25 protein-coding genes and 1 other annotated feature are annotated in these 26,106 nt (G+C 28.2%); of the genes, 1 reads left to right on the forward strand and 24 read right to left on the reverse strand.

What is annotated here, in order from left to right:
• Position 1: 1 nt before the first annotated feature.
• The 20 genes from ACLUJM_RS01035 to murJ all read right to left on the reverse strand — a co-directional run bounded on the left by ACLUJM_RS01035 (position 2) and on the right by murJ (position 20,319).
• Positions 2–811, reverse strand: coding sequence for a polyprenyl synthetase family protein (locus tag ACLUJM_RS01035; protein ID WP_294684654.1), 810 nt, complete (start codon positions 809–811; stop codon positions 2–4).
• Positions 804–1,040, reverse strand: a complete 237-nt coding sequence (xseB, locus tag ACLUJM_RS01040; RefSeq protein ID WP_294684655.1) for an exodeoxyribonuclease VII small subunit — start codon at positions 1,038–1,040, stop codon at positions 804–806. The genes ACLUJM_RS01035 and xseB overlap by 8 nt, the downstream gene beginning before the upstream one ends.
• The gene (xseA, locus tag ACLUJM_RS01045; RefSeq protein ID WP_412411919.1) at positions 1,033–2,367 is read right to left on the reverse strand and encodes an exodeoxyribonuclease VII large subunit; all 1,335 of its coding nucleotides are present in this window, start codon (positions 2,365–2,367) and stop codon (positions 1,033–1,035) included. The genes xseB and xseA overlap by 8 nt, the downstream gene beginning before the upstream one ends.
• A complete protein-coding gene (nusB, locus tag ACLUJM_RS01050) occupies positions 2,354–2,767 on the reverse strand; it encodes a transcription antitermination factor NusB (RefSeq protein ID WP_294684657.1) in 414 nt (137 codons plus the stop codon). The genes xseA and nusB overlap by 14 nt, the downstream gene beginning before the upstream one ends.
• 40 nt (positions 2,768–2,807) lie before the next feature.
• The gene (locus ACLUJM_RS01055) at positions 2,808–3,140 is read right to left on the reverse strand and encodes an Asp23/Gls24 family envelope stress response protein (RefSeq protein ID WP_294684659.1); all 333 of its coding nucleotides are present in this window, start codon (positions 3,138–3,140) and stop codon (positions 2,808–2,810) included.
• A 51-nt stretch (positions 3,141–3,191) separates the two neighbouring features.
• Complete coding sequence (gene ftsY, locus ACLUJM_RS01060; protein ID WP_412411920.1) at positions 3,192–4,349, reverse strand: signal recognition particle-docking protein FtsY; 1,158 nt, start codon at positions 4,347–4,349, stop codon at positions 3,192–3,194.
• The gene (gene smc / locus ACLUJM_RS01065) at positions 4,343–7,846 is read right to left on the reverse strand and encodes a chromosome segregation protein SMC (RefSeq protein ID WP_412411921.1); all 3,504 of its coding nucleotides are present in this window, start codon (positions 7,844–7,846) and stop codon (positions 4,343–4,345) included. The genes ftsY and smc overlap by 7 nt, the downstream gene beginning before the upstream one ends.
• A 2-nt stretch (positions 7,847–7,848) precedes the next feature.
• Positions 7,849–8,910 carry an elongator complex protein 3 gene (locus ACLUJM_RS01070; protein ID WP_294684663.1) on the reverse strand — a complete coding sequence of 354 codons (1,062 nt, stop codon included), beginning with the start codon at positions 8,908–8,910 and terminating at the stop codon, positions 7,849–7,851.
• Positions 8,903–9,619: a ribonuclease III gene (rnc, locus tag ACLUJM_RS01075; protein ID WP_294684665.1), complete on the reverse strand. Its 717-nt coding sequence runs from the start codon at positions 9,617–9,619 to the stop codon at positions 8,903–8,905. Before rnc ends, ACLUJM_RS01070 begins: the two co-directional genes overlap by 8 nt.
• A 2-nt stretch (positions 9,620–9,621) precedes the next feature.
• Positions 9,622–9,858, reverse strand: coding sequence for an acyl carrier protein (locus ACLUJM_RS01080; RefSeq protein WP_294684667.1), 237 nt, complete (start codon positions 9,856–9,858; stop codon positions 9,622–9,624).
• Positions 9,851–10,822, reverse strand: a complete 972-nt coding sequence (plsX, locus tag ACLUJM_RS01085) for a phosphate acyltransferase PlsX (protein ID WP_412411922.1) — start codon at positions 10,820–10,822, stop codon at positions 9,851–9,853. Before plsX ends, ACLUJM_RS01080 begins: the two co-directional genes overlap by 8 nt.
• 95 nt (positions 10,823–10,917) lie before the next feature.
• Positions 10,918–11,106, reverse strand: a complete 189-nt coding sequence (rpmF, locus tag ACLUJM_RS01090; RefSeq protein WP_002836538.1) for a 50S ribosomal protein L32 — start codon at positions 11,104–11,106, stop codon at positions 10,918–10,920.
• 94 nt (positions 11,107–11,200) lie between these two features.
• A complete protein-coding gene (locus ACLUJM_RS01095) occupies positions 11,201–12,382 on the reverse strand; it encodes an acetate/propionate family kinase (RefSeq protein ID WP_294684366.1) in 1,182 nt (393 codons plus the stop codon).
• 9 nt (positions 12,383–12,391) lie between these two features.
• The gene (gene plsY / locus ACLUJM_RS01100) at positions 12,392–12,988 is read right to left on the reverse strand and encodes a glycerol-3-phosphate 1-O-acyltransferase PlsY (RefSeq protein WP_412411923.1); all 597 of its coding nucleotides are present in this window, start codon (positions 12,986–12,988) and stop codon (positions 12,392–12,394) included.
• Entirely contained in the window at positions 12,988–14,304 is a 1,317-nt protein-coding gene (gene der / locus ACLUJM_RS01105; protein ID WP_412411924.1) for a ribosome biogenesis GTPase Der, read from the reverse strand. The genes plsY and der overlap by 1 nt, the downstream gene beginning before the upstream one ends.
• Before the next feature lie 109 nt (positions 14,305–14,413).
• The gene (gene glyA / locus ACLUJM_RS01110) at positions 14,414–15,652 is read right to left on the reverse strand and encodes a serine hydroxymethyltransferase (RefSeq protein WP_294684363.1); all 1,239 of its coding nucleotides are present in this window, start codon (positions 15,650–15,652) and stop codon (positions 14,414–14,416) included.
• On the reverse strand, positions 15,645–16,073 hold the full coding sequence (locus ACLUJM_RS01115; protein ID WP_294684362.1) for a SoxR reducing system RseC family protein: 429 nt from the start codon (positions 16,071–16,073) through the stop codon (positions 15,645–15,647). Before ACLUJM_RS01115 ends, glyA begins: the two co-directional genes overlap by 8 nt.
• 4 nt (positions 16,074–16,077) lie before the next feature.
• Entirely contained in the window at positions 16,078–16,770 is a 693-nt protein-coding gene (locus ACLUJM_RS01120) for a ThiF family adenylyltransferase (protein ID WP_002836544.1), read from the reverse strand.
• A 1-nt stretch (position 16,771) separates the two neighbouring features.
• Positions 16,772–18,538 carry an aspartate--tRNA ligase gene (gene aspS, locus ACLUJM_RS01125; RefSeq protein WP_094205760.1) on the reverse strand — a complete coding sequence of 589 codons (1,767 nt, stop codon included), beginning with the start codon at positions 18,536–18,538 and terminating at the stop codon, positions 16,772–16,774.
• A 37-nt stretch (positions 18,539–18,575) separates the two neighbouring features.
• Positions 18,576–18,755 (reverse strand) — a binding site (T-box leader).
• A 40-nt stretch (positions 18,756–18,795) separates the two neighbouring features.
• Positions 18,796–20,319, reverse strand: a complete 1,524-nt coding sequence (gene murJ, locus ACLUJM_RS01130; RefSeq protein ID WP_412411925.1) for a murein biosynthesis integral membrane protein MurJ — start codon at positions 20,317–20,319, stop codon at positions 18,796–18,798.
• 95 nt (positions 20,320–20,414) lie between these two features.
• On the opposite strand from murJ, the gene ACLUJM_RS01135 reads away from it, so the two are divergent.
• Entirely contained in the window at positions 20,415–21,773 is a 1,359-nt protein-coding gene (locus tag ACLUJM_RS01135; protein WP_412411926.1) for a helix-turn-helix domain-containing protein, read from the forward strand.
• Here ACLUJM_RS01135 and ACLUJM_RS01140 read toward each other — a convergent pair.
• The 4 genes from ACLUJM_RS01140 to ACLUJM_RS01155 form a co-directional block, all read right to left on the reverse strand.
• Entirely contained in the window at positions 21,770–22,882 is a 1,113-nt protein-coding gene (locus ACLUJM_RS01140; protein WP_412411927.1) for a hypothetical protein, read from the reverse strand. The genes ACLUJM_RS01135 and ACLUJM_RS01140 overlap by 4 nt on opposite strands.
• A 4-nt stretch (positions 22,883–22,886) precedes the next feature.
• A complete protein-coding gene (locus ACLUJM_RS01145) occupies positions 22,887–23,543 on the reverse strand; it encodes a hypothetical protein (protein WP_412411928.1) in 657 nt (218 codons plus the stop codon).
• 8 nt (positions 23,544–23,551) lie between these two features.
• Entirely contained in the window at positions 23,552–25,246 is a 1,695-nt protein-coding gene (gene argS, locus ACLUJM_RS01150) for an arginine--tRNA ligase (protein ID WP_412411929.1), read from the reverse strand.
• A gap of 10 nt (positions 25,247–25,256) precedes the next feature.
• On the reverse strand, positions 25,257–26,106 hold an 850-nt coding region (locus ACLUJM_RS01155), incomplete at its 5' end, for a Smr/MutS family protein (RefSeq protein ID WP_412411930.1).

The raw sequence follows: 26,106 nt of genomic DNA on the forward strand, positions 1-26,106 counted from the left end.
ATTAGTATTTCCTATCCAATAAATTATTAGTAAGTTCAATTAAAGGTTGTGAATTATCTATATCTTTAATACAATTTATAGCTTTTTGAGAATATTTATTAGCATCTTCAATGCCTTTATCTTTTCCAAAAATTGTAACATAGGTTTTTTTGTTAATTTTTAAATCATTCTCGTAATCCATAATATCGTCAATTATTTGGAATGCCATTCCCAAATTAAAAGCATAATTTTCTAATTTTGATATTGTATCTTGGTCTACTTTACTTAAAATTCCAGCCGATACAGTAGATGCTTTAAGTAAATTACATGTTTTCTTATCATATATTTCAACAATATTATTTTCAGAAATATCGCTGTCAATATCTAAAAGTTGACCTCTTATCATTCCAAAGCATCCTGACTTACTCACGATATAATTTGCAGACTTTGCATCAATATCGTTTTTAATAGACTGAGTTAAAACCTCAAAAGAATAATTTAACAGAGCATCTCCGACTAAGATAGCAATATCTTCTCCGTATTTTTTATGCACTGTTAATTTACCTCTTCTATAATCATCATTATCCATACACTCTAAATCGTCATGTACTAATGAATAATTGTGAATTAATTCTATTGCAAGTGCATAATTTACTGATTCAATCACAGAATTATTAAACATTTGAAAAGTCAATAAAAACAAGAGTGGTCTTAACCTTTTCGCTCCATCGTCAATAAGAGTATATCTCATTGCCTCACCGATTTTGTCATCTGAAAATTTTAAATTTTTTAATGAAGTGTTAATTAAATCAACTATTTCCTTCTTATTCATTATCATCACTTAAAAGCATATTGATTTGAAAATCTTCTTCTTTGTTATCTTTAATTAAAGTCATCTTACCTTCTTGTTCCTTAAGAATAGAACTTAATCTTTTATGAAGTTTCATGCCTTCTTCGTATAATTTTATATTTTCTTCTAGACTTAATTCTCTATCTTCTAACTTTTCAACAATTTCATTTAGTCTTTTTAGACCTTCATCATATTCTCTATATTCATTCATTGAACTTCTCCTTATTTTGAACGAGTGCTTCAAGTTTTCCGTCTTTCATTATTAAACAAATATTTTCATTTTCATTAACATCATCAACTGATTTAATGCTCTTATTATTTTTTAACACTTTTGCATATCCTTTTTCTAAAATAGCACTTGGATTTAAATGCAGTAAATTATTTTTATATGAATCTAAAATCAATTTTTTATATTGAATATTTGAATTCAAGTTTTTCTCCATTATTATTTGAATTTTATCTAACTTTTCAATTTCTAAAGATAATAATTTATCTGGTTTTAATAAAGTTAACTTGTGATAAATATTTAATTCTTGATTGTATTTATCTTTTAAGTTTTTCTTATAAGCTTTTTTAATACTATCTTTCAAAGATTGAAGATTGTCTATGTGTTCTTTGATAATATTTTTCGGCCCAAAAAACTCCAACTGCTTAGCATAATATTCTAATTCTTCATTTTCATCCTTGAATCTTCTTATTAAAATTCTGTTAATTTTAGTGTAGCTATCTTGAAGAAAATATTTTAATTCATTAAAATCTGCCGTAGCGATTTCAGCTGCTGCCGTTGGTGTTGATGCTCTTAAATCCGCTACAAAATCAGAAAGCATAAAGTCATTTTCGTGACCAACCGCACTTATTATAGGAGTATTCGCATTATATATTGTTTTTAGAAGATTTTCATCATTATAAGAATTCAAATCTTCAAAACTTCCTCCACCTCTTCCTACAATCAGAGTATCCAAGTTTAGAGTATCCATATATTTAATACCTTCAATTATTGATTCAGCTGATAGTTCACCTTGAACCGCGCAATGATAAATCAAAATATCGCAGATTGGATACCTTCTCTTTATTGTTCTGCAAATGTCATTAACTGCAGCCCCAGTAGAAGATGTAATTACACCAATAGATTTCGGATATTTAGTAATACTTTTTTTTCTTTTATCTGAAAAATACCCTTCTTGGTCGAGTTTATCCTTTAATTCCAAGTACTTTTGATAAAGATCGCCTGTTCCTGATTTTTTACATTCTTTCACCAAAAGTTGATAAGTGCTTGATCCTTGATACGTTGTTATACTACCTTTTAACTGAACTTTGTCTCCATCTTTTAAATTGATAGTTTTTGCAAGAGACATTGTCTTAAAAATCATACAAGAAATCAGTGCTTTTTCATCTTTTAATCTGAAATATACATGACCAGAAGTATTTTTATTAAAGTTTGAAATTTCACCTTCAACCCAAACATTGGATAGAATTGGATCTTTTTTTAATGTGTTTTGTATATAATCAGAAATCTCTTTTACACTATAAACTTGCATTTTCTTTTCTCTTAAGTATAGATCCTAATACACCATTAATAAAACTGTAAGATTTCTCAGTAGAGTATTCTTTGGCTAACTCTACAGCCTCATTAATAGCAACGCTATCCGGAGTGCTTTCTATGAATAAAATTTCGCAAACTCCAACTTCCAAAATAGAAAGATCCAACTTGTTAATACGATCTAAATTCCATTGTTTTGTATTCTGTTCTATATTATTTACTATGTCATCAATATGTTCAATAAAATTCAGTACAATTTCTCGAAAAAATTCTATATCTTTCTTATTAATATCTTGATATTTGCAAAATTCTTCAATTTTTTGCTCATCATAATTTTCGTTCATATTCATTTCATAGATTAATTGCATTGCGCTTTTTCTAGATTGTCTTCTTGACATATTTCCTCCATGAAAATAACCCTCTAATTAGAGGGTTATTTTAAATACTTATTTTTTCACAAACAACATCTACATTTATGACAACTAACCCCGTCATCATGCCGATATTTTCTTTTATTTTCTTTTGAACTTTATAGCATACATCCTTGATGTTATAATCAGAATCCACCTCAATATGAGCTCTAACATTTACAGCATTATCTAAAATTTCTATTATTACTGATTTTTGAGCACCTTTTTGTATATTTACTTTTTCTGATTGTGGTGTTACAATAGCTTTTACACCTTCAACTTCCATACATGCTTCTGCTGCAATAAGGGAAATTATGTCATTAGAGATCTTAACAGATCCATTATTAAATTTATTATCCATGTTATTCCTCCACACACAAATTTTATCAAAAAATGAAAAAAAATTCAATTTTTAATTTATTATTGCCTCTATAAATTTTTCTGGTTCGAATTTTACTAAATCATTAACTTGTTCACCAATTCCAATGAATTTCACAGGTATTCCAAGTTCCATTTCTAGTGGAAAAATCATTCCACCTTTTGCTGTTCCATCAAGTTTTGTAATTATAGCTCCCGTTAAATCAGTAGAATTCATGAATTCTTTTGCTTGAATGATTGCATTTTGTCCAGTTGTACCATCGACAATCAATAAAACTTCTTTTTTTGCTTCTGGGTACTCTTTTTCAATTACTCTTTTAATTTTATTCAATTCATTCATCAAATTCTTTTTATTATGCAATCTACCAGCAGTATCGCATATAAGTATGTCAGCATCTCTACTTTTCATAGCACTAACTCCATCGAATACAACACTAGCAGGATCAGACCCTTCTTCATGACTTATAATATCAACCTTAGCCCTATTAGCCCATTCAGTAAGTTGCTCTATTGCCGCCGCTCTAAAAGTATCTGCCGCAACCATTAAAACTTTCTTCCCATCTTTTTTGAATTTCATGGCTAATTTACCAATAGTTGTCGTTTTGCCAACCCCATTTACTCCAACAACTAGAATTATCGTTTTATCATTTACATTTAAATTATTATCAATCTTTTCATTTATAATATTTTCTTTTAAAATATCAGATAAAACATTTTTGATTTTTTTAGGATCTTGAATATTATTAAGTTTTACTGTATCTCTCAGTTGATTTACGATTTTTAAAGTTGTCTCCACACCAATATCTGCAGAGATTAATGTCTCTTCTATTTCTTCAAATAATTCTTCATCAACCGTTCTATAGTTAGCTAAAACTTGATCTATTTTATTAGATATATTGTCTCGAGTTTTAAGTAATGAGTTTTTTAACTTTTCAAAAAAGCCTTCCTTACTCTCTTCTTTTTCTTCGATAATATTGTCAGATTCATCATGTTCTTCTTCAATCTCTACTCGATTATTATGATTTTGTTCCTTGACAATTTCTGCATTATTCTCTAATTCTTCATTTTTATCTAAATTTTGATCAGATTCCTTAGATTCTAATTCTTCGATTTGTTGTAAATCTTCTTCACTTATTTTTGATTCATCATCGTCTTTTTTAGATTTAAACTTATCAAAAAATTTATTTAACATATCTCTCTCCTATCTACATCTAATTTAATCATTTTTGATATTCCATCTTTTTCCATACTTATTCCATAAAGTATGTTTGCTATTTCCATTGTACTCTTTCTATGTGTAATAATAATGAATTGAGTTTTTTCTTTGAATTTAATCAAATATTCCTTATATCTCTTGATATTTATTTCATCTAAAGCAGCATCTATCTCATCCAATATGCAAAAAGATGAAGGTCTTGTCTCGAAAATCGCAAAAAGCAAAGCTACAGCTGTCAAAGATCTTTCTCCTCCAGATAGCAAATTCAAACTTTGAAGTTTTTTCCCAGGTGGTTGAGCGGTTATCTCAATCCCAGAATTTAAAACATCATCTTCTGTAAGTTTCAAACTTGCGTATCCGCCATTGAAAAGTTGTTTAAAAATTGCAACAAATTTTGTATTTATTTCCTCAAACTTTTTGGTGAATACTTCCTTCATTTCTTTGTTAAGTTTATTAATAGCGCTCATAATGTCTTCTCGAGATTCGATTAAATCATTTTTATTTTTTGTCATAAAATCAAATTCTTTTTTTACTGATTCATATTCTTTTATACTATCGACAGAAAAAGATCCAATATTTCTTAAATCATTAGTTATTTTATTTATTTCTTTTTGACTAATTTTAATATCTGGGTTAGATTCTACTGTATCGATATTTATATCATACAGTTCGTTAATATCTATTTTTATGTTATTTAGTTTTTCTGTTGTGTTTAGTGCTTTTTCAATCAATGAGTTGTTACTAATTTCTGTTTTTTGAAATTTAGCATTAGAATCGTATATTGATTGTTCAACGCTAGATAGTTCCATTTTGAAATTATTTAAATTTGTCTTCATTTCTAGAATTTCACTATTTAGATTAGAAATCACATCATCATAATCAATGGTTTTAGATTTTATATTTGCTTTATTATTCGTATATTCAGAGATATTTTTATGAATTTCTTCAATTTTTTCTAAATTAGCCCTGTAATTATCGTCCAAATATTCTTTTCTGATTTTCACATCATTTAACTGATTAGTATATATATTTAAATCTCTTTTTATAGATGAGTATTCTGACTTTACACTTATAAGATTCATCTTATCAGAATTATATTGTTCTTGTAATTTATCAATTTCTGAATACAAATTTTTTAACTCTTTTTCCAATGTCGATATTTTATTAGATAAGTCACTTTCTTCTATATCGTTAGTTTCATTATTTGAAGTACTTGAACTCAATTTGCTTTCAAAATCATTTAAATTAGACCTTAAATATTTAATTTCTAATTGCTTATCTTTTATTTTAGTGTTTATATTATCCTTGTTTTCTATCAAATGTTTTAAATTATCTTCAATATTATCCAGATTAGATTTCTTCGTATTAACTATATCAATATTTTCATCATATAATTTTTTTAAATTATTGTAGTCATTGACGCAATTTTTATATAAATTTTCAACAGATTCCAAACTATTTTTTGTAGAAAGTATTGAGTAGTTTGATGCTTTTTTGTATCCGCCTACCATTGAGCCCCAACTATTGATAATATCACCATCTAATGTAACGATTCTAAAATTCTTGTATTTAGAACTTACAATTATTGCATTATCCATATTATCGGTAACCAATGTTTTTTGTGCAAAATAATCTATTATATCTCTATATTGCTCATCAGACTTAATAAATTGGTTCAAATGACCTAAAACTAGATTGTCATTTACATAATTAAAGTTTTTTGGCTTTATTTTGTTTAAAGGTAAAAATGTCAATCTTCCGATTTTATTTAACTTCAGAAAATTAATCAATTCTTTACCATCATTTTCGTTTCTAACTATTATGTTTTGAAATGCTGAGGACATAATTGCATCAACAGATTTTTCATATTTTTTTTCGACACTAATCAAATCGCCAAGTGTTCCTATTACTTTATCTTGTAAATTGGGATTTAACCTTTTAAAAAAGTTTTGTACTGTAAAATTATATCCTTCGTGATTATCGAGAGTATTCTTCAAAAACAAATATTTGTTCTTACTATTAACTAATTCTTCTTTTAAATTCGATAATTTATCCTTAATATTAATTAAATATTTTTCCTTGTCAGTTAAAAATTTGTAAATTTCTTGTTTTTCTTTATTTAAATCATCTAGGTTTTTGTCACCCTCAGCAATTAATAACTCATAATTTTTTAATTCCTCAAGTAATTTATTCAATTGATTTTCATATTCTTGTTTTTGTATAGTTATTTCTGATATTTCTTTTAATCTTTGTTTTTCAACGGCAGCTCTGGATGACTTCTCTATAATAAATTGTGTGTAAATCTCTTTTAAATTATTTAGATCTTCTAATTTTTTTTCACTTAACTGCTTTTTTATTTTAAGATTATTCTCAATATCATCAATTTTAAAGTTTTCTATGATTGAATTTAAATCACTAACTTTCTTTTCAGAATCTTTTATTATTTTTTTCAAGTTTTCAATTTTTGATTCTAAATTTTTGATTTCTAATGTGTAATTGTCATTTTCATTTGAAAGTCTTTCTAGTTCATAATTACTATTTTTAAGCCTTTCTTCATTTAATTGAATATCTGACTCATTTTTGATTTTTTGACTTTTTATATCCGAAAGTTCTGAAATTTTCAATTCAGTATCAATATCTGCCTTATTAATTTTCTCCAATAATTCTTTTCTTTTATTTTCAAATTTTTCGAGCTTTGATTTTAAACGAATTAAACTCTCATCATTAATATCTTTTTGTTCAATTACATCATTCAATGTGAGAGATAATTTCTCAATATCTAAAATAGCTTTTTGGATTTCCATTTCTTTAAGTTTTTCTTCCAGAATAATACCTTTTTTTGCCTTCTTACTTTCTTTTTCCAAATAATCCAGCCTATCAACTTGTGAAATTAGAATATCCTCAATTCTTAATAAGTTTTCATTAGTCTGTTCAAGTTTCTTTACACTTTGTTCTTTAATGTATTTTTGTTTTGAAATTCCTGATGCCTCTTCAAATAATTCTCTTCTATCTTCACTTTTTGAGGATAAAATTTCATCGATTTTGCCTTGACCTATTACAGAATATCCTTCTTTTCCAATTCCAGTATTTAGAAATAACTCCTTAACATCTTTAAGTCTAACTTGATTTTTATTAATGTAATATTCACTTTCTCCAGTTCTGAATACTCTTCTGGTTACGGTTATTTCTTGATAATCAATATCCTTCCATAAGTCATTTTCAAAAGTTATTGACACCTGTGCAAAATTAACAGGTTTTTCTTTTTGAGTTCCTGCAAAAATAACATCTTGCATTTTATTACCACGTAAATTTTTCGCAGATTGTTCACCTAAAACCCATAATATCGCATCAGAAATATTTGATTTTCCACTACCATTTGGTCCCACAATCGCAGTTATGGGATTATCAAAATTTAATTTTATTTTATCTTTAAAAGATTTAAAACCTTGTATTTCAACTGATTTTAATCCCAAAACTACACCTCTTTTGCAATATTTTTAAATATATTATTCAAATCAATATCAATTCTTTTATTGTCGAGAATGAAGTAATTATTATCTGAATTACAAAATTTTATATTTTTTAACCCATATTTTTTTGTAAAATACAGTTTATTCTCTTTGTTAAATCCTACAAAATTATTCAATATATTTGGTTTTACATGTATCTCTAAAGATTGTATTTTACGATTTTCTAAAACATAATCTACGACTTTTCTATACAAATTATCTTCTACCAATTGTCTATAATTAGGATGAATAGCTCCTGCAACTACATCTTTTCCATCTTTAATGTTATCGGTATTCAACAATCCTAACCTAATAACAGGTATATTAGCCTCAATAAATTTCAAGTATATTTTTGTAGAATTATCTACAGATTCATCTAAAGATTGAGGAGTATATTTATTCGTTTGAGTATAATTTTCAAGTAAGGTATTTTTAATAACCAAAGTTGGATAAATTCTTACAAAATCTGGTTGTAATTTGATTAATTCATCCGCAGTGTATAAATCCATATCTGAAGTTGATTTATATAATCCTGTCATCATTTGAAGCCCTAATTCAAAACCGAATGATTTTATAAGTTTAGTTGCAATTCTAACACAATTACTATCATGACATCTTAAATTTGAATCCAAAACACTGTCTACCATTGACTGAACTCCTAATTCTATAGTTTCAACATTGTATTCTTTCAGAATCTTCAAAATATGCTCATCAATGTAATCAGGTCTTGTAGACAATCTAATCGATTTAACTTTGCCAGCTTTAATGAATTTATTAGCAATTTTTAAATAGTCTATCATTGCGGATTCTTCTATTCCAGTAAAAGAGCCACCATAAAAAGCTATTTGAATATCATTTTTTGATCTGTCAGGAAAGTTTGATAGTTGATTGTTAATTTCATTTCTTATTTCTTCTTTTTGAACAACTTCAACATAATTAGTTATCTTGCGTTGATTACAAAATATGCAATCATTAGGGCAGCCCAAGTGAGGAATGAACAACGATACAATGTAGTTTTTCTTACTCATTTATAACCCTTAATCTAATCAAGGCATTTCTTGCTGCATCCTGTTCTGCGTGTTTTTTTGAAGAACCAAATCCAGATCCTATAACTAAGTTACCTTCATAAACATCAACATAGAATTTCTTGTCGTGATCTGGACCTTCTTCTTTAACAATCTTGTACTTTAATTTATCTCTTGAATTTTTTTGATTATTTTCCTGTAACATAGTCTTATAGTCAATAAAACTAGACTTTGTTTCTATTTCAGCTATGAATAGACTTTTAAACTTATTTTCTACAATTTTAAAAGCCGATTCATAACCAGAATCCAAATATATTGCGCCAAAAACAGCTTCAAAAGTATCAGCTAGAACACTTGGTTTCTCACTTCCACCTGAAATAAATTCTCCATGACCCATCATTAAATACTTCCCTAAATCTAAATGTTTAGCCATATTTGAGAATGATTTCTCACATACCATTTGACTTCTAATTTTTGTCATAGCGCCTTCTTTTAATGAAGATTTACTATTATATAAGAAATCACTAACAATTAGATCTAATACTGAATCTCCTAAAAATTCCAATCTTTCATTTGAAATATCCTTGTATGATTTATTTTCGTTGCCATACGAACTATGAAAAAAAGCCAGGTTTAACAGATTAATATCTGTAAACCTGTAATCTAATTTTTCTTCTAATTCATGTAGCATTTCAATTCTTGCTTTATCCACAATTATTTGCCTTGTGCCCTTTCAATTTCATTCACTACATCTTCTACATTTTTTAATTCTGATAATCTTTCATCATCAAGTTCAATGTCGAATTCTTCTTCTACATCCATAACAATCTCTAATAATCTAACAGAATCAGCCTTCAAGTCTTCTACAAATCTAGTATTTTCAGTAATATCATCTCTGCCAAATTCGCTTTTTAATCCTTCGATAACTTTATCGTAAATCTCTTTATTCATTTGCTAACTCCTTTTTTAATTTATTTGTAACATCTTGTTCTATGAATTTTATAAGTGTTAAAATTCCTGACCTAATCGCATCTCTATTAGAAGATCCATGAGCTTTGAAAACTGGCTTTTTAGTTCCTAAAAAAGGTGCAGATCCAACACTATTATAGTCAATACCTGAGCTCATTGATTTAATCATAGGAATAATAGATTTTTGTGATTGTTCATCTAGTTTAGAAATTTTCGATTTCGCCAATGTTTTTATAAACTCGACAGATCCTTCGATTGTTTTGAGAAGAATATTTCCTGAGAAACCATCAGTAACAACTATATCAAAATCGCCTTTTAACACGTCTCTGGCTTCAACATTTCCCTTAAAATAAGGATATTTTGATAGTGTTTTATAAGTTTCTAACCTTAAAGAATCTCCCTTATGTTCCTCAACTCCTATATTTAATAAACCAACTTTGCAATCCTCTTTACCTAAAATATTTTTAGAATAAACATAACCCATTTTTGCAAATTGTTCTAATAAGTCAGACGTAACATCCACATTAGCACCAACATCTAGCACTACAACTTCACCTTTTAAACTAGGTACTGTAACCATTAAACAAGGTCTAGTGACATTATCTAGCCTTTTTGTGATTAGTGTAGCCCCTGTTAATAAAGCACCTGTAGATCCCGTTGATAAAAGTCCATCATAATCATGATTCAATAAATCAAAACATTTTCTCATACTAGAGTCTTTTTTCGATCTGATTGCTTTTGTCGGTGACTCATTATTTTCAATAGTTTCTGTTGCATTTACATAATCTATTTTTTCTTCATATCTTTTGTTTACAATTTTTCTATTTTCTTCTTCATTTCCTACTATTGTTAAGTTAAAATCTTTTTGTTCAAGAGCCATTAATGCTCCCTCTATTAGTTCTGCTGCTCCTTTATCAGAACCTAAAGTATCTAATAAAATTTTCATACTTCACCTCTAGTATATTCTATCACAATATTGTATGTTAGAACATTAAACACATAAAAAAGCCGCTTAATATTAATTAAACGGCTCTCTTTTAATTAGTTTTGTTCTGAATTATCTACAACTTGTTTTCCATCGTAATACCCACATTCTTTACATACTCTGTGAGGTAATTTTGGAGATCCACAATTAGGACATGTAGTTATAGTAACTCTTGGTAATTTATACGAAGAAGCTCTTCTTTTATCTCTTCTAGTTTTAGAAGTTTTTCTCTTTGGTACTGCCATGCTACACCTCCTTAAGGACTTCAGTCCTTAAAATTTATACAAACAACGTAGTTAATTATAATATAATAATGTTAAGTTGTCAATAAATTTATTATTATTTTGCTAAATCCAAAGTGTCTCTAGCAATCATTAATTCTTCGTTTGTTGGAACTACGTAAACTTTAACTTTTGAATCATCAGCTGAGATTAAAGCTTCTTCACGAGTATTATTCTTTTCAAGATCTAATTTAACTCCTAGTTCTTCAAAAGTATCTAATATATCTTTTCTCATTGAAGATGAATTTTCGCCAATACCACCAGCAAAGCAGATTGCGTCAACATGACCTAATTCTGCCATGTATCCACCGATATATCTCTTAACTCTTTCAATGAACATATCTAGTGCTAATTGAGCTCTATCATTTCCTTTTTCAGCTTCTTCTTCTAAGTCTCTAAAGTCAGAACTAATTCCTGAAACTCCCAATACACCAGATTTTTTGTTTAAGATTTGGTTCATTTCGTCAGCTGAGTATCCTTTTTCATTCATTAAGAATGTCATAACAGTTGGATCCAAATCACCACTTCTAGTTCCCATTAAAAGTCCTTCTAATGGAGTAAGTCCCATTGATGTGTCATAGCATTTTCCATTTTTAACAGCTGCTATAGATGAACCATTACCCAAATGAACTGTAATAATATTAATATCATCTTTACCTAATAATTGTTGAGTTCTTAAAGTAATGTATCTATGGCTAGTTCCGTGGAAACCAAATTTTCTTAATCTGTAATCTTCATAGTATTCGTATGGAATAGCGTACATATAAGTTTTAGCTGGCATTGTTTGGTGAAAAGCAGTATCGAATACAGCAATGTTTTTCTTTCCTGGAGCTAATTTTTCACAAGCTTCAATTCCCATTAAGTTAGCTGGGTTGTGAAGTGGTCCAAATTTAATAAATTCTCTAATCTTGTCTTTAACCTTGTCGTCTATAACGCAAGATTCAGTTAATTTATCTCCACCGTGTAATACTCTATGACCAATAGCAGATACTTCATCTAAGCTCTTAATAACTCCATATTTTTCGTCTAATAGAGCATCAAAAACATGATTAATTGCTTCTGTATGATCTTTCATTGGTTCTTCAACTACTAATTTTTCTCCATTAACTTTATGAGTTAATTTAGAACCTTCGATCCCGATTCTTTCTACTAATCCCTTACATAATACACTTTCATCAGTCATATCAAATAATTGATATTTTAATGAAGAACTACCACAGTTAATTACTAATACTTTCATTTTTTCCTCCTATTTTTTACCTAATTTACTTTCTTTTCCATGAATCAATCTATTTATATTTGTTCTATGCTTAAATAATGAAATTATTCCAAGCAAAATATAAACTAAACCAATGTAAAAGTCTTTTTTGATGTAAATTAATCCATATATAACAGCTGAGATACATCCCAAAATGCTTCCTAGTGAAACATATTTAGTTATAAGTACAACTATTAAAAACAAAATTAATAAAATTAAAATTTGTAAAGGTTGAGCGAATAACAAAACGCCAAAAGACGTTGCAATACCCTTTCCACCTTTAAAATTATAAATAACTGGTAATATATGTCCTAATACACATAAAAACCCACATATTAGTATACCCAAACTACCAAAAAATTTAAACCCCAGAGCAGCACATAAATATCCTTTAAGAAAATCAATCACAAAAGTTGCCAATCCAACCTTAATTCCATAAACTCTTAAAGCATTAGTAGCTCCTGCATTTTTACTTCCGTAATTTCTTATATCTTGTTTATAAATTAATTTTGAAAGGACAATAGATCCACTTATATTACCGATGAAATAACAGATTATTCCAAGTATTATTAAACATAAATAATTCACTATTTTCCCCTAGTCTTAAACTCAAATTGCAAAGGAACTCCTTCAAAACTAAAGTTTTCCCTAAGTTGATTTTCTATATATCTTTGATATGAGAAATGCATCAAATCATTTCTATTTATGAAAACTAAAAATTTTGGTGGTCTAGCTTCTATTTGCGTAATATAAAATATTTTTAATCTCATACCTTTATCTGATGGAGGTGGATTTAATAGCACAGCTTTTGAAATTACATCATTTAGTACACCTGTGCTTATTCTCATTGAATAATTATTGTCAACTTTCTCGATTTCAGTAAACAAAGTATCTATTCTTTTATTCTCTTTAACACTAATAAATACAATTGGAACATACATAACAAATCCCAATTTCGTTCTGATTTCTTTTTTGAAATCATTCATTGTGTTTGTTTCTTTCTCAACAAGGTCCCATTTATTTACAAGAATTATCATTGCTTTACCTTGGTCATGTGCGTATCCCAATATTTTAGTATCTTGTTCGCTAACTCCTTCGGTAGCATCAATCATCAATACGCAAATATCTGATCTATCGATAGCTGATAAAGTCCTTACAACAGAATATCTTTCAACTTCTGTATCGATTTTTTTTCTCTTTCTAAGACCTGCTGTATCTATAAATATATACTCATTACCTTTATAATTAATTTTCGAGTCTATGGCATCTCTTGTAGTTCCAGCAATATCTGTAACTATCATTCTCTCTTCGTTTAATAAATTATTAATCAGAGAACTCTTACCTACATTTGGCTTACCAATCAAACAAACTTTTGTTATATCTTCCTCAGATTCTGTATCTGAATTATCATCAAATTTTGATACTATTGCTTCTAATAAATCTCCAAGTCCCATAGAATTTGAAGCACTTATAGGAAATATTTCGTAAAATCCAAGATTATAAAAATCATATACATTATCTTGTTGTTTTATATGGTCAATTTTATTTACAACCAAAATTACGCTCTTTTTAGTTCTTCTAAGCATATCGGCAACTTCCATATCAATAGGAGTAATACCTTGTTTTCCATCAACCATAAATAAAATTACATCAGCAGTTTCTATAGCTAATTCTGTTTGTTTTTTTATATTCTTAGTTATGATTTCATTGCTTTTTGGTTCCAAACCGCCCGTATCTACAACTGTAAAATATTTATTTTGCCACTCTGCTTCCATGTACAATCTATCTCTTGTAACACCGGGATCATCTTGAGTTATGGCAATTCTTTTTTTTATTAATTTATTGAATAATGTGGATTTTCCCACATTAGCTCTTCCTACAATAGCAACAACTGGTTTTGCCATGTTATCACCTCATTTCTCTATAAATGATACCATAAAATGCTTCAATTATACAATATTTCATAAAAAAATAAAGCTAATACTAAACATTTATTTAGTATTAGCTTAATATTTATCTATTTATTGGGAATTGATTCATCAATTCTACAACATCTTTTTTAATATCTTCAGCAGGTCTACGTTTCTTTAATGCATCTAACATAAATTCTGCTACTTTAGAAGCTTCTTCTTCCTTCAACCCTCTAGTTGTAATTGCTGGAGTACCAATTCTAATACCACTTGTTACAAATGGTGTTTCAGGATCATTTGGAATAGTGTTTTTATTAGTTGTAATATTTACCTCGCTTAATAAAGCTTCAGCTTCTTTTCCTGTCATATTAAAGCTTCTACAGTCGATTAGTAATAAATGGTTATCAGTTCCACCAGATACTAATCTTACATCATTATCTAAAAATACTTTTTCCATTGCTTTAGCATTCTTTAAAATTTGATGTGTATATTCTTTAAATTCAGGTTGTAAGTCTTCTTTGAAACATACAGCTTTTGCTGCAATAATATGTTCTAATGGACCACCTTGGAATCCAGGGAATACTGATTTATCTATTAATTTTTTGTGTTCTTCTTTACAAAGAATAGCTCCACCTCTTGGGCCTCTTAATGTTTTATGAGTAGTTGTAGTTACAAAGTCTGCATAAGGTACAGGACTTGGATGATCTCCAGTAGCTACTAACCCAGCAATATGAGCCATATCAACCATTAAATAAGCACCAACTTCATCTGCTATTTCTCTGAATTTTTTAAAGTCTATAACTCTTGGGTATGCAGAAGCCCCTGCAACGATTAATTTTGGTTTATGTTTTAAGGCTAGTTCACGAACGTTTTCATAATCTATAGTTTCAGTTTCAGGGTTTACACCATAGTCGACGAAATTATAGAATTTACCTGACATATTTACTGGTGATCCATGAGTTAAGTGTCCACCTTCTGTTAATCTCATGCCTAATACTGTATCACCAGGTTTTAAAACCGCTACATAAACAGCAATATTAGCATTTGCTCCACAGTGAGGTTGAACGTTAGCATGATCTGCATTAAATAATTCTTTTAATCTATCTATAGCTAATTGTTCTATTTTATCAACATGTTCACAACCGCCATAATATCTTTTTCCAGGATAACCTTCAGCGTACTTGTTTGTTAATTCAGTACCCATAGTTTCAAGTACTGCTTTTGAAACAAAGTTTTCTGAGGCTATCAATTCGATATGTTCTTCTTGTCTTTTTATTTCATCATTTAGATGACCAAAAACCTCTGGGTCAAAATTTTCTAAATTTTGTCTACAATTATTCATACAAACCTCCAATTATTTTCGTGATATGAACTAGGTCCTTATCAACAAATTTTTTATCTATAAATTTTACAATTATATAGCCAATTAATAATCCTACAAGTCCTATACCAAAAGATGCTAATTCAAAATTTCCTATTTTATTTTCCAAAATAGAATATGATGATATAAGAGCAATTAGGAAAAATGCTAAAGGCACTAAATACAACAATGCTGTATATTTAAGCATTGAAGAATCGTCACCTGAAATTTGCACTCTATCTCCTACCTTAGCACTTATATAGTTTGCACATTCTATAACTTGCGTTTGATGTTCACAACCTGAACATTTGCTACAACCTTCACCACCACAAGCTCCTTTTCTAGTAATTAGAACAGATGCTTTTGTGGATTCAGTTTTTATAACCATTCCTTCTTTTGCCAAAAAATTACCTCAATTCTTTAATAACATAAGATGCAATCATAAGTCCGACACATGAAGGTACAAAGCTTATACTTGCCGGAGCATTTCTTCCATTTGAAGATAGAACTTCTCCTGACCTTTGTTCATCAGACCAAATGCATGTAAGTTTGTCAACGTTTCTTCTTTTTAGCTCTTTTCTCATTACTTTAGCCATTGGACAAGTGTGGGTCTTTTTAATATCCGTAATTCTAAAAAGAAAAGGATTTAGTTTCGATCCCGCACCCATAGAACTTATCAACTTAATATCGTTTTTATAACAATACTCAGCCAAATCTAGCTTCGCTGATATTAAATCAATAGCGTCTATAACATAATTATAATCTTTAAGATTAAATAAATCAACAGTAGAATTATCAAACTTTTCCCTAAATTTAATAACTTTGCAATTCGGATTAATTCTGTGAATTCTTTTTTCAAATTCATCTACCTTATAATTTCCAACAGTATCTTCCAAAGCTATAATTTGGCGATTGATGTTTGTTATATCGATAGTATCATAATCTACTATTGCTAATGTTCCTACTCCACATCTAGCCAAAGCTTCTATTACAAAACCTCCAACTCCACCGCAGCCAATAACAGCTACTTTGGAGTTGATGATATTTTCTAGGTCATTTTCGCCTATTAGAAGTTTTGTTCTTTCAAATCTTTTATCCATACTAATCTAATTTGATGTGAATTTCTTTAAGTTGTTTCTCGTCAACATTTGATGGAGCACCAGTTAATAAATCTGTAGCAGATTGTGTTTTAGGGAATGCTATAACATCTTTGATATTATCAGTTCCAACTAATAACATCATAAGTCGATCCATACCATACGCTAATCCACCATGTGGAGGTGTTCCATAGTTAAAAGCTTCTACAAAGAAACCAAATTTGTTTTCAATCATTTCTTCAGTTAATTCTAATGCTTCGAACATTTTCTTTTGTAAATCAGAATTGTTAATTCTTATAGAGCCTCCACCAATTTCATCTCCATTACATACAATATCGTAAGCTTTAGCTCTTACTTTTTCCTTGTCAGTTAACAAATATTGAATGTCTTCTTCTTTTGGCATTGTAAATGGGTGATGCATTGCTACAAACCTGTTTTCTTCTTCGTCGAATTCAAATAATGGGAAATCAACTATCCAAACAAATTCGAATGTATCATTGTCAACCAAATTCATATCTCTTGCAATTTTGTTTCTTAATGCACTTAATCCATTAAATACAACATCATTTTTGTCTGCTAGTATAAATATCAATGCATTTTCGTCTTCTTTTGTAGATTCAATTATCGAATTCATTTCTTCATCAGATAAGAATTTTTTAATTGAAGATTGAATTTCTCCATCGTGAACTCTTATCCAACTTAAACCTTTAGCACCGTATTCTTTTACAAATTTTTCTAATTTGTCAATTTTTTTACGTGAGTATTCACTTTCATAATTACCAATATTGATACATCTAACGCTCTTATTTTTATCATTACAACTTGAGAATACTTTGAATTCTGAATCTTTTACTAATTCAGTGATATTTTTCAATTCAAATCCAAATCTCAAATCTGGCTTGTCGCATCCATATCTTTCCATAGCTTCTGCGTAAGTCATTCTCTTAATAGGAGTTGGAATATCAATTCCTCTAATTTCTTTGAAAAGTTTTTTAATCAAGCCTTCATTCAATGTCATTACATCTTCTTGATCAACAAAACTCATTTCCATATCCACTTGAGTGAATTCCGGTTGTCTATTCGCTCTCAAATCTTCATCTCTGAAACATTTAACGATTTGGTAGTATCTGTCCATTCCACTAATCATAAGAAGTTGCTTCATTAACTGTGGTGATTGTGGCAGTGCGTAGAAACTGTGTTCATTTACTCTACTTGCAACCAAATAATCTCTAGCTCCTTCTGGAGTTGGCTTTCCTAAAAATGGAGTTTCAATTTCATAAAATCCATTTTCATCTAAATAATCACGAATTAATTTATTAGTTTTGGCTCTTAATTTTAAATTATTTTGTAATTTAGGTTTTCTTAAATCCAAATATCTGTACTTTAACCTAACAGCTTCTTGAGCATTATCATCATCTTTAATGTAAATTGGAGGAACATTCGCTGTATCTAAAACAATTAGTTCATTAGCTATAACTTCAATTTCTCCAGTAGGAATGTTATTGTTTTTTGATTCTCTTTCTCTAACATCACCTTTTACACATAAAACATATTCGCTTTTAACATCTTTTGCTTTATCGAAAATCTCTTTGTTATCATCCTTTATAGCTATTTGAGTTATTCCTGTGTTATCTCTCAAATCTATAAAGATAAGAGATCCTAAATTTCTTTCTTTTTGAACCCATCCCATAAGAATGACTTCTTTGTTAACATCACTTAATCTCAACTCCCCACACATGTGAGTACGTCTAAGATTTCCCATACTATTCATAAAAAACCTCCTAAAATATAAAAAACCCGTCCTTATGATAAGGGACGAGTTAAATCGCGGTACCACCCTAATTAGGTAAACCTCACTTTAATTTATAACGCTATCAAGCGGAAAATTCGACTCAAAAATGTCTGCAATTACTATGAATAATAAGTCACACCAACCCTTATCTCTCTGAAAATCAATCATAATGCGCTCTTTTTATCTTTGTCTTTATAACAAAATTATATTCAAAAAACTTTCAATTGTCAAACCATCTATTTTTTTCTTCTGTTTTTATAAAAAGCGATAATTTCGTTTAGTTCATCGACCTTAAAAATTAAAATACAAGTTAAATAACTAATTCCTGCAACAATTATAGACATCATTAATGATAATGTATTTGAAAATTTCATATTTGTAGTTTTAAATGTAATATAAGCTAATGCTCCCATTATTAACGATGAAATCAACATCTTAAAAATATTTACAAAAGATGATTTTGTAGAACTAAAATCCCCAATTTTTTTGTGTAATCTCATTATTATCATAATTGCTCCAATTAGATTTGCAAAACTTGTTGCTACTGCTAATCCTACCAATCCAAAAACTCTGGATAAAATAATATTTCCTATGATATTTATAGCAACCATAATAACAGAATTAATTGTAGGAGTTTTTGTATCATTCATAGCATAAAATGATTTCGACAAGATATCTCTGATGGCAGTTCCTATTATTCCCAAAGCGTAGAAGAACATACAAACTGATGTCATAGCAATATCATTCATTGTGAAAGCTCCCCTAAAGAACAGCATCTTAGTAATAGGATAGGATAATACCAAAAGTCCAATTGTCGCCGGGATTGCTAAAATACAAATCATAGACATTGATTTCATTATGCTATCTTTCATTTTATTCAAATCATTAGCAATAAAATTTCTAGACAATTCTGGATACACAATTACAGAAATATTTGCTATAACAATTCCCGTTACAAATTCAATAAGCCTCGATGCATAATTTAGAATTGGAATACCATTAGCTGAAACTGTAGATGCTATCGACTTATCTACCATAACATTGATTTGATTTACCGATACTCCCAAAATTATCGGAATTGATAAAAGAACAATCATCTTTACATTTTTATCTGAAAAATCTAAAATCTTATGATATTTAAAATTCTTTCTTTTCGTTATAAATATGTAAGGTAAATATTGGAGCGCATTTCCCAATAACAAACCAATTCCAACTATCATATTATTATCGTACTTATTGGAAATTACAAGAGCAAGTATAATGAAGAAATTCATTATAAAACCTTGTAAATTTTGAACTACAAAATGATTATTCGCATTCAAATATCCCTTGAATACACATGACATTATAGAAGGAACTATTGACAATAAAGTCAATCGCATGAATTTTATAGTTAATTCTTTTGTATATCCAGTAAATCCTGGAGCGAAAATTTTAATTACAGATGGTGTAAAAATCTCAAGTATTACTATTAATGCTAATATTATAATAACAACTATATTGTTAATATTTGATGTAAATATATCTCCTTCTTCTTTTCCTTTTTCGTGTACTATTTTATTGTATATAGGAATAAAAGAAGTTGAAATTCCCGCCGAAAACAAGCTAACTATCGTAATAGGTAGTATTTGTGATACCAAAAAAGCATTAGCTACGGGTCCATTTGTTGGAAAAAAGTAAGCTAGAGTAGTTTCTCTCACTAAGCCTAATACTTTTGATAATAGTGTAATTATCATCAGTATAATTGCAGTCTTTTTCATAAGTTTCTCCTATTATATTTCAAAAATTTCTTGATTGTGATATTATTTATATTATAGATAATAACACAGGTCTAATGATAATTAAAGGTGATAACATGAATATTAGATTATTGGTAAAAAAAATGGATGATTTGGTAGATTCATCAGACATAAAAATTTTAAATGATATTGATAATATTTCATTAAATTCCATTTCTGATAGCAAAAATACATTATCGATATTGGAGTATGACAAAAACATTGTTTATCCTAAAACTTCAAATATTCTCTTAATTAATGCAGAAGATGAAATTTTGGAAAATGAAAACTCAAATATTATTTATTCAAAAGAAGACGATATATTTAAAGTTTACGAAACCGCAAACTTACTTTTATTAGAAAATTCAAGGTTTTATAATAAATTGTATAATATAATATCAAATCATGAAGCTGTTAATAATTTGCTTTTAACAATTAAAGATTATTTTGGTATCAATGTTTGCCTATTGAATTCTAATAAAAAGTTGTTATTAAACACTTTTGACTTTTCAACAATAAAAAAGATTTATCCACTTGAAATCAAAAAGAAAAGCCTAAGCAAATTATACGGATATCTCGCTTTTGAAACTATTGAAGATGAATATGAATTTGAATTCAGAAAAATTTCCAAAATAATTTCAACATATATTTATAACAATGTAAATGGGCTGATAAATTCAAAAGAAGACATATACAGCACCATTAAGAATTTGATTTCTGGAAATATTACAGAAAAAGACGAAGAAAATATCGCAAATATAGGTTGGAAAACAGATGACAATTACGATATTAATGTAATTAAAATCGAAGGTGGTTTATTCAAATACCAAGACATGTTTTCACATGGTAACAGATTTGTTTTGGATTATCCGATGTATATGTATTCTGTATTACAAGAAGGATACCTTGTGTTATTAACTAATAATAAAATTAAATATGTTTCATCAGTAAAGACAAATTTAAACTTCTTTACTGAAAAATACGACTTAAAAAGCATTAAATTATCACTAAAAAACAACCTATTCAATTTGAAAAAAGCTTATGATTTGTCTAGAAGAATTTTAGAAAACAATATAGAATTAACTGATAACATAAACGATAATTGCTGTAAAATCATATATGATTTAGTATGCTTGGATTCTGAAATAGAAATTTTAGTTCCAGAATTCATCTATAAACTAAAATATGACGATATAAATAATGGCACAGACCTTCTCAGAACATTATACTTTTATCTTGTAGAAGAACGTTCATTAATTAAGGCATCTCAAAGACTGAATGTACACAGAAACTCCATTGTTTATAGAATAAACAAAATTAATGAATTAGTAGATATTAATTTGGATTGTTATAAAGCAAGAAAAAACATAATAAGCGCTTTGGAAATCATCGACCGATTGGATAATACTCTAAAAATAACTGAAGAAGACCTTTAATGGTCTTCTTCTATTTTTTGCAATAATTGCATTGCCATATTAAATATATCTTCATGAACATCATCATATGAAACTAAAGTAGATAATGTGTCTTTGGCTTTTGCTACTCTATTACAGTTAAGTTCAATTACTGCTTTATTGTATAATAATATTTCATTATCTTGATGAATTTTCAGTCCCCTATTTAGAACCTGGATAGATTTATCGAAATCATAATCGTTAAAATACGCCACTGACATATCATTGTACAAATCTACATGATCAAATCCCATATTTTCTGCTTTTTCAAAATACTCAATAGCTTTTTCAAGATCATTCATGTTCAAATAACATTTGCCCATCAAATATACAATTCTTGATGTTTTTTCCAAGTTTTCAAAAATTTCTAACGCGTTTTTAGGTTTAGAATTGATTAAAGTAGTTGCAAAATCCAAGTCTCTAAGTGGTTTTATATCATCCATCAATCGTTCAACTTCATCGATTACTATTTGAACTCTTTTTTCGTCGTAATCATTTGGTGATGTTGCCATTTTATGCGTATTTTTCAAATAATCATAAGCTTTAATATAATTATGATTTAGTAATTCTAGATTTGCAAGTTCAACAAAATTAAGGAAAAAATCAGGATAATCTGCAACATTTTCGTTTAATACTCTAAAAGCTTCCTCAATGAATGTACTAGCATTAAATTCATCTTCAAGAGCCATCAATCTTAAGCAATAAGCATAGTAATAAGCATTGTCCGGAATATCAGATTTTAATATATCATTTGTTCTAAAATAAATAACGGCTTCTTTTGGGTTTGAAATCTTTTCAACTCCCATAGATATTATTGATTTTTCAATATCAGGAAAAATATTGTACATAATATCTGTGTAGTTTACACAGTATTTAAATGTTCTATCGTAAGCTATGTTATAAATCATACCTTTAATTATTAATTCCAAGTCGAAGTTTTTGACAAAATCGTCATTCTTGACTCCATCTAATAAATCTTTTTCTAAAACAGGTAGAGGAATATCTTTGTCTATATAATCATTTGATTCCAATAAATTAACATAAACTAAATTATTCATGAATTTACTGAAATACTCGTCAATTTTATTCATAATTTTACTTCCCTTCCGTTTCTAAAATTCTATACAAATTAGCTCTATACAGCATAAACAACGAAATAAACATCAAAAGCAATCCAAATTTCATAATTGAAACTAGCTCATTGGACATAATAAAATCTTCAAATTTGTAATTTTTTATAACTAAATTGTATAAAACTCCAAATATAATTATATTTGGAATATTCCATATAAAAAAATGATTAAAATTAAATTTGATTGATGTCCAAATCGCCTTATAAAACTCTTCATCAATCATATAAAGTGTTTCAATTAATGGATTAAATATTAATAACAAAGCAATAATAGATAATTCATAATTTTTAAAAAAATAATAAAATAATATCATTAATGAACCATTAAATGCTACTTTTATCATCAATTTAGGAATAGTAATAGGTTCAATTTGATAATTTTCTCTAGTATGAACCGAAACACTAAGCATATTTAGAAGAATACTCAATAGAAAAGTAACCAAAACTGCAATTATAACATTCGATATTGTTTTAGAAACTGATAATCTAAATAAAATATTGTTTGATATGTTTAATGATAATTTCATTACAATCATTGATGCAAAAATCAGTGGAAAATATTTAATTGTATGTGCAGTTCTTGCGAAAGAATTTTTGATTATTTCTATAAATGAGTTCATTTTTCTCCCTACATTCTATTTGGCGCTTCTATTCCCAATAAACTCAATGATAATTTTAGGCACTTATTGACACAATATGTCAAATAAAGTCTTTGATATTTAAGTTCATCTTCTACAGTATTGATTGGACAATTTGCATAGAATTTATTGAATAGTTTTGCTAATTCAACTGTGTAACGTGTCAAGAAAGAAGGTTCGTATTTTTCAGTTGCATTTAATAAAACTTCTTCAAATTTAGCTAAATGTTTTACAATATCTATTTCTGCTTCTTCAACAAGTAAATCGAATTTACTATTATTTCTTAGGTCAAATTCTCCCTTGTCTAATATTGAACAACTTCTAGCAAAAGTATATTGTGTGTATGGTCCAGTTTCTCCATCAAAATTTAAAACTTGATCCCAATCAAAAGTATAATCTTTGATTCTATTATTGAATAAGTCTTGGAATATTACTGCTCCAACACCTACTTGTTTTGCTACTTCATCTTTATTGTCAAGATTTGGGTTTCTTTCTTCAATTATAGATTTAGTTTTATCGATTGCTCTATTTAAAACATCTTCTAGGAAAATAACTTTTCCTTCTCTTGTTTTCATAGATCCGTCTTTCATGCTAACCATACCGAAAGAAACATGCTCACAATCATTCCACCATTCAAATCCCATTTTTTTCAAAACGGCTCTTAATTGTTCAAAATGAAGTTTTTGTTGACTTGCAACAACGTATACATTTTTATAAAAATCATAAGTTTTCTTACGATACATTGCTGTTGCTATGTCACGTGTAAGATAAGTTGAAGATCCATTTGACTTTTTAATTAGAACTGGAGGTAAGTTTTCATCATCTAAATTAATTATCATTGCACCTTCAGACTCTTCTAATAAATTTTTTTCATTAATTGCATCAAGTGCTTCTCCAATAAATTGTGAATGAAATGATTCACCGTTAAAATTATCAAATTTAACTCCTAGTAAATCATAAACCCTTTGGAATTCTTTTAATGAAATTTCTCTAAACCATGACCATAGTTTTACTGCAGTTGGATCTTTTTTTTCTAATTTATCAAACCATTCACGCGCTTCATCCAAATATGTTTCGTCTTCTTTTGCAACTTTGTTGTACTTAACATAAAGATTTAAAAGTTCTTTGATTGGATCGGCATTTATTTTATCTTCGTCTCCCCATTTCAAATAAGCAGAAATCATCATTCCGAATTGTGTTCCATAATCTCCGATGTAGTTAACTCCTGTAGTATTATAACCTTGATATTTTATAATATTCCTTATAGCATTACCAATTACAGTGGAACGTAAATGTCCAATATGAAATGGCTTAGCTATATTAGTCGATGAAAAATCAAATACAACATTTTTACCAACACCTATATGACTGCTGCCAAAATCATCTTTAACAGCTTCTGTCAGAACACTTTCTACTAATTTTGAGTTATCTACAAAAAAATTGACATAAGGTCCTACATTAACAATCTTTTTAATATTTTCATTATTAAATTCTTTTGTTGCTAATTCTTCTGCAATTAAATTAGGTGCTTTTCTAAAAGTTTTTGCTAATTTAAATACTGGAAATGCATAATCCCCCATGTCACTATTTGGTGGAATTTCTATTAAATCTGATATTTCTTGTTCAGTTAAACCAGTATCAAATCCAAGTATAATTTCTATTACTTCATCTTTAAAATTTATCATTTTAATCCCCTTATCTCAAATAAATGAAAGTTGCGCCTAGACCACCCTCATTGTATCCTGCATCTTCAATCTTCTTAATTCTCTTATCATTTCTTAAATATTCTCTGATACCTTTTCTAAGCACACCAGTCCCTTTTCCATGAATTATATTGACCTTTTTTAATCCAACAATAACACAATCATCAATGTATTTGTCAAGCTCATATATAGCTTCTTCAATATTTTTTCCTCTCAAATCAATTTCACTTTTAATATCTGAATTTGCTTTATTCTTGATTATACTTTTAATGCTCTTTGATGATTGGATAACGTCTTTCTCTTTGATTTTTTTGAGATTTTTAATGTTGGCATTTATTTTCAAAATACCCACTTGCACTAATAAATCTCCCTTTTTATCAGGTTCAGAAACAATAGTACCTTGTTGGTCAATTCCTAGGATTTCAACTTCATCTCCCAGTTGAAGCTTTTCTTTTTTTGATGTTTCGCTTAAAAGTTTTTTATGAGAATTCTTTTTTATTCTTTTATTAAATTTATTCTCAACATCATTAGCTACTGTTCTTGCATCAGTTTCTTTTTCTAAAAATTTTAATTTATTTATAAGTTCACGAGACTCTTCTTTCGCTTGCATATAAATCTCATTTGCGTTTTCTTTTGCTTCGTTGATAATTTTTTCTTTTTCAAGTCTAGTTTTTTCTAACTCTTTTTCATATCTATCTCTAAGTTTTAACAAATCTTCTTTTAATTCTAATTGTTTTTGCTTATCTTCATCGATTTGTTTCTTCTCAGATTCGATATCAGACAGAACATCTTCAAAATCTTTATCTTCTTGAGATAAAATTTCTTTTGCATTATTAATTATA

It is taken from the genome of Finegoldia sp., assembly GCF_046991905.1.
Classification (GTDB): Bacteria; Bacillota; Clostridia; order Tissierellales; family Peptoniphilaceae; genus Finegoldia.

Bases quoted from the DNA above. Each gene is read 5' to 3' on its own strand.
- murJ (WP_412411925.1), bottom strand. From the start codon at position 20,319: ATGAAAAAGACTGCAATTATACTGATGATAATTACACTATTATCAAAA.
- ACLUJM_RS01120 (WP_002836544.1), bottom strand. From the start codon at position 16,770: ATGGATAAAAGATTTGAAAGAACAAAACTTCTAATAGGCGAAAATGAC.
- ACLUJM_RS01140 (WP_412411927.1), bottom strand. From the start codon at position 22,882: ATGAATAAAATTGACGAGTATTTCAGTAAATTCATGAATAATTTAGTT.
- xseB (WP_294684655.1), bottom strand. From the start codon at position 1,040: ATGAATGAATATAGAGAATATGATGAAGGTCTAAAAAGACTAAATGAA.
- ACLUJM_RS01080 (WP_294684667.1), bottom strand. From the start codon at position 9,858: ATGAATAAAGAGATTTACGATAAAGTTATCGAAGGATTAAAAAGCGAA.
- der (WP_412411924.1), bottom strand. From the start codon at position 14,304: ATGGCAAAACCAGTTGTTGCTATTGTAGGAAGAGCTAATGTGGGAAAA.
- ACLUJM_RS01035 (WP_294684654.1), bottom strand. From the start codon at position 811: ATGAATAAGAAGGAAATAGTTGATTTAATTAACACTTCATTAAAAAAT.
- plsX (WP_412411922.1), bottom strand. From the start codon at position 10,822: ATGAAAATTTTATTAGATACTTTAGGTTCTGATAAAGGAGCAGCAGAA.
- ACLUJM_RS01070 (WP_294684663.1), bottom strand. From the start codon at position 8,910: ATGAGTAAGAAAAACTACATTGTATCGTTGTTCATTCCTCACTTGGGC.
- ACLUJM_RS01135 (WP_412411926.1), top strand. From the start codon at position 20,415: ATGAATATTAGATTATTGGTAAAAAAAATGGATGATTTGGTAGATTCA.
- ftsY (WP_412411920.1), bottom strand. From the start codon at position 4,349: ATGTTAAATAAATTTTTTGATAAGTTTAAATCTAAAAAAGACGATGAT.
- argS (WP_412411929.1), bottom strand. From the start codon at position 25,246: ATGATAAATTTTAAAGATGAAGTAATAGAAATTATACTTGGATTTGAT.
- aspS (WP_094205760.1), bottom strand. From the start codon at position 18,538: ATGAATAGTATGGGAAATCTTAGACGTACTCACATGTGTGGGGAGTTG.
- ACLUJM_RS01055 (WP_294684659.1), bottom strand. From the start codon at position 3,140: ATGGATAATAAATTTAATAATGGATCTGTTAAGATCTCTAATGACATA.
- rpmF (WP_002836538.1), bottom strand. From the start codon at position 11,106: ATGGCAGTACCAAAGAGAAAAACTTCTAAAACTAGAAGAGATAAAAGA.
- glyA (WP_294684363.1), bottom strand. From the start codon at position 15,652: ATGAATAATTGTAGACAAAATTTAGAAAATTTTGACCCAGAGGTTTTT.
- ACLUJM_RS01145 (WP_412411928.1), bottom strand. From the start codon at position 23,543: ATGAACTCATTTATAGAAATAATCAAAAATTCTTTCGCAAGAACTGCA.
- ACLUJM_RS01095 (WP_294684366.1), bottom strand. From the start codon at position 12,382: ATGAAAGTATTAGTAATTAACTGTGGTAGTTCTTCATTAAAATATCAA.
- nusB (WP_294684657.1), bottom strand. From the start codon at position 2,767: ATGTCAAGAAGACAATCTAGAAAAAGCGCAATGCAATTAATCTATGAA.
- xseA (WP_412411919.1), bottom strand. From the start codon at position 2,367: ATGCAAGTTTATAGTGTAAAAGAGATTTCTGATTATATACAAAACACA.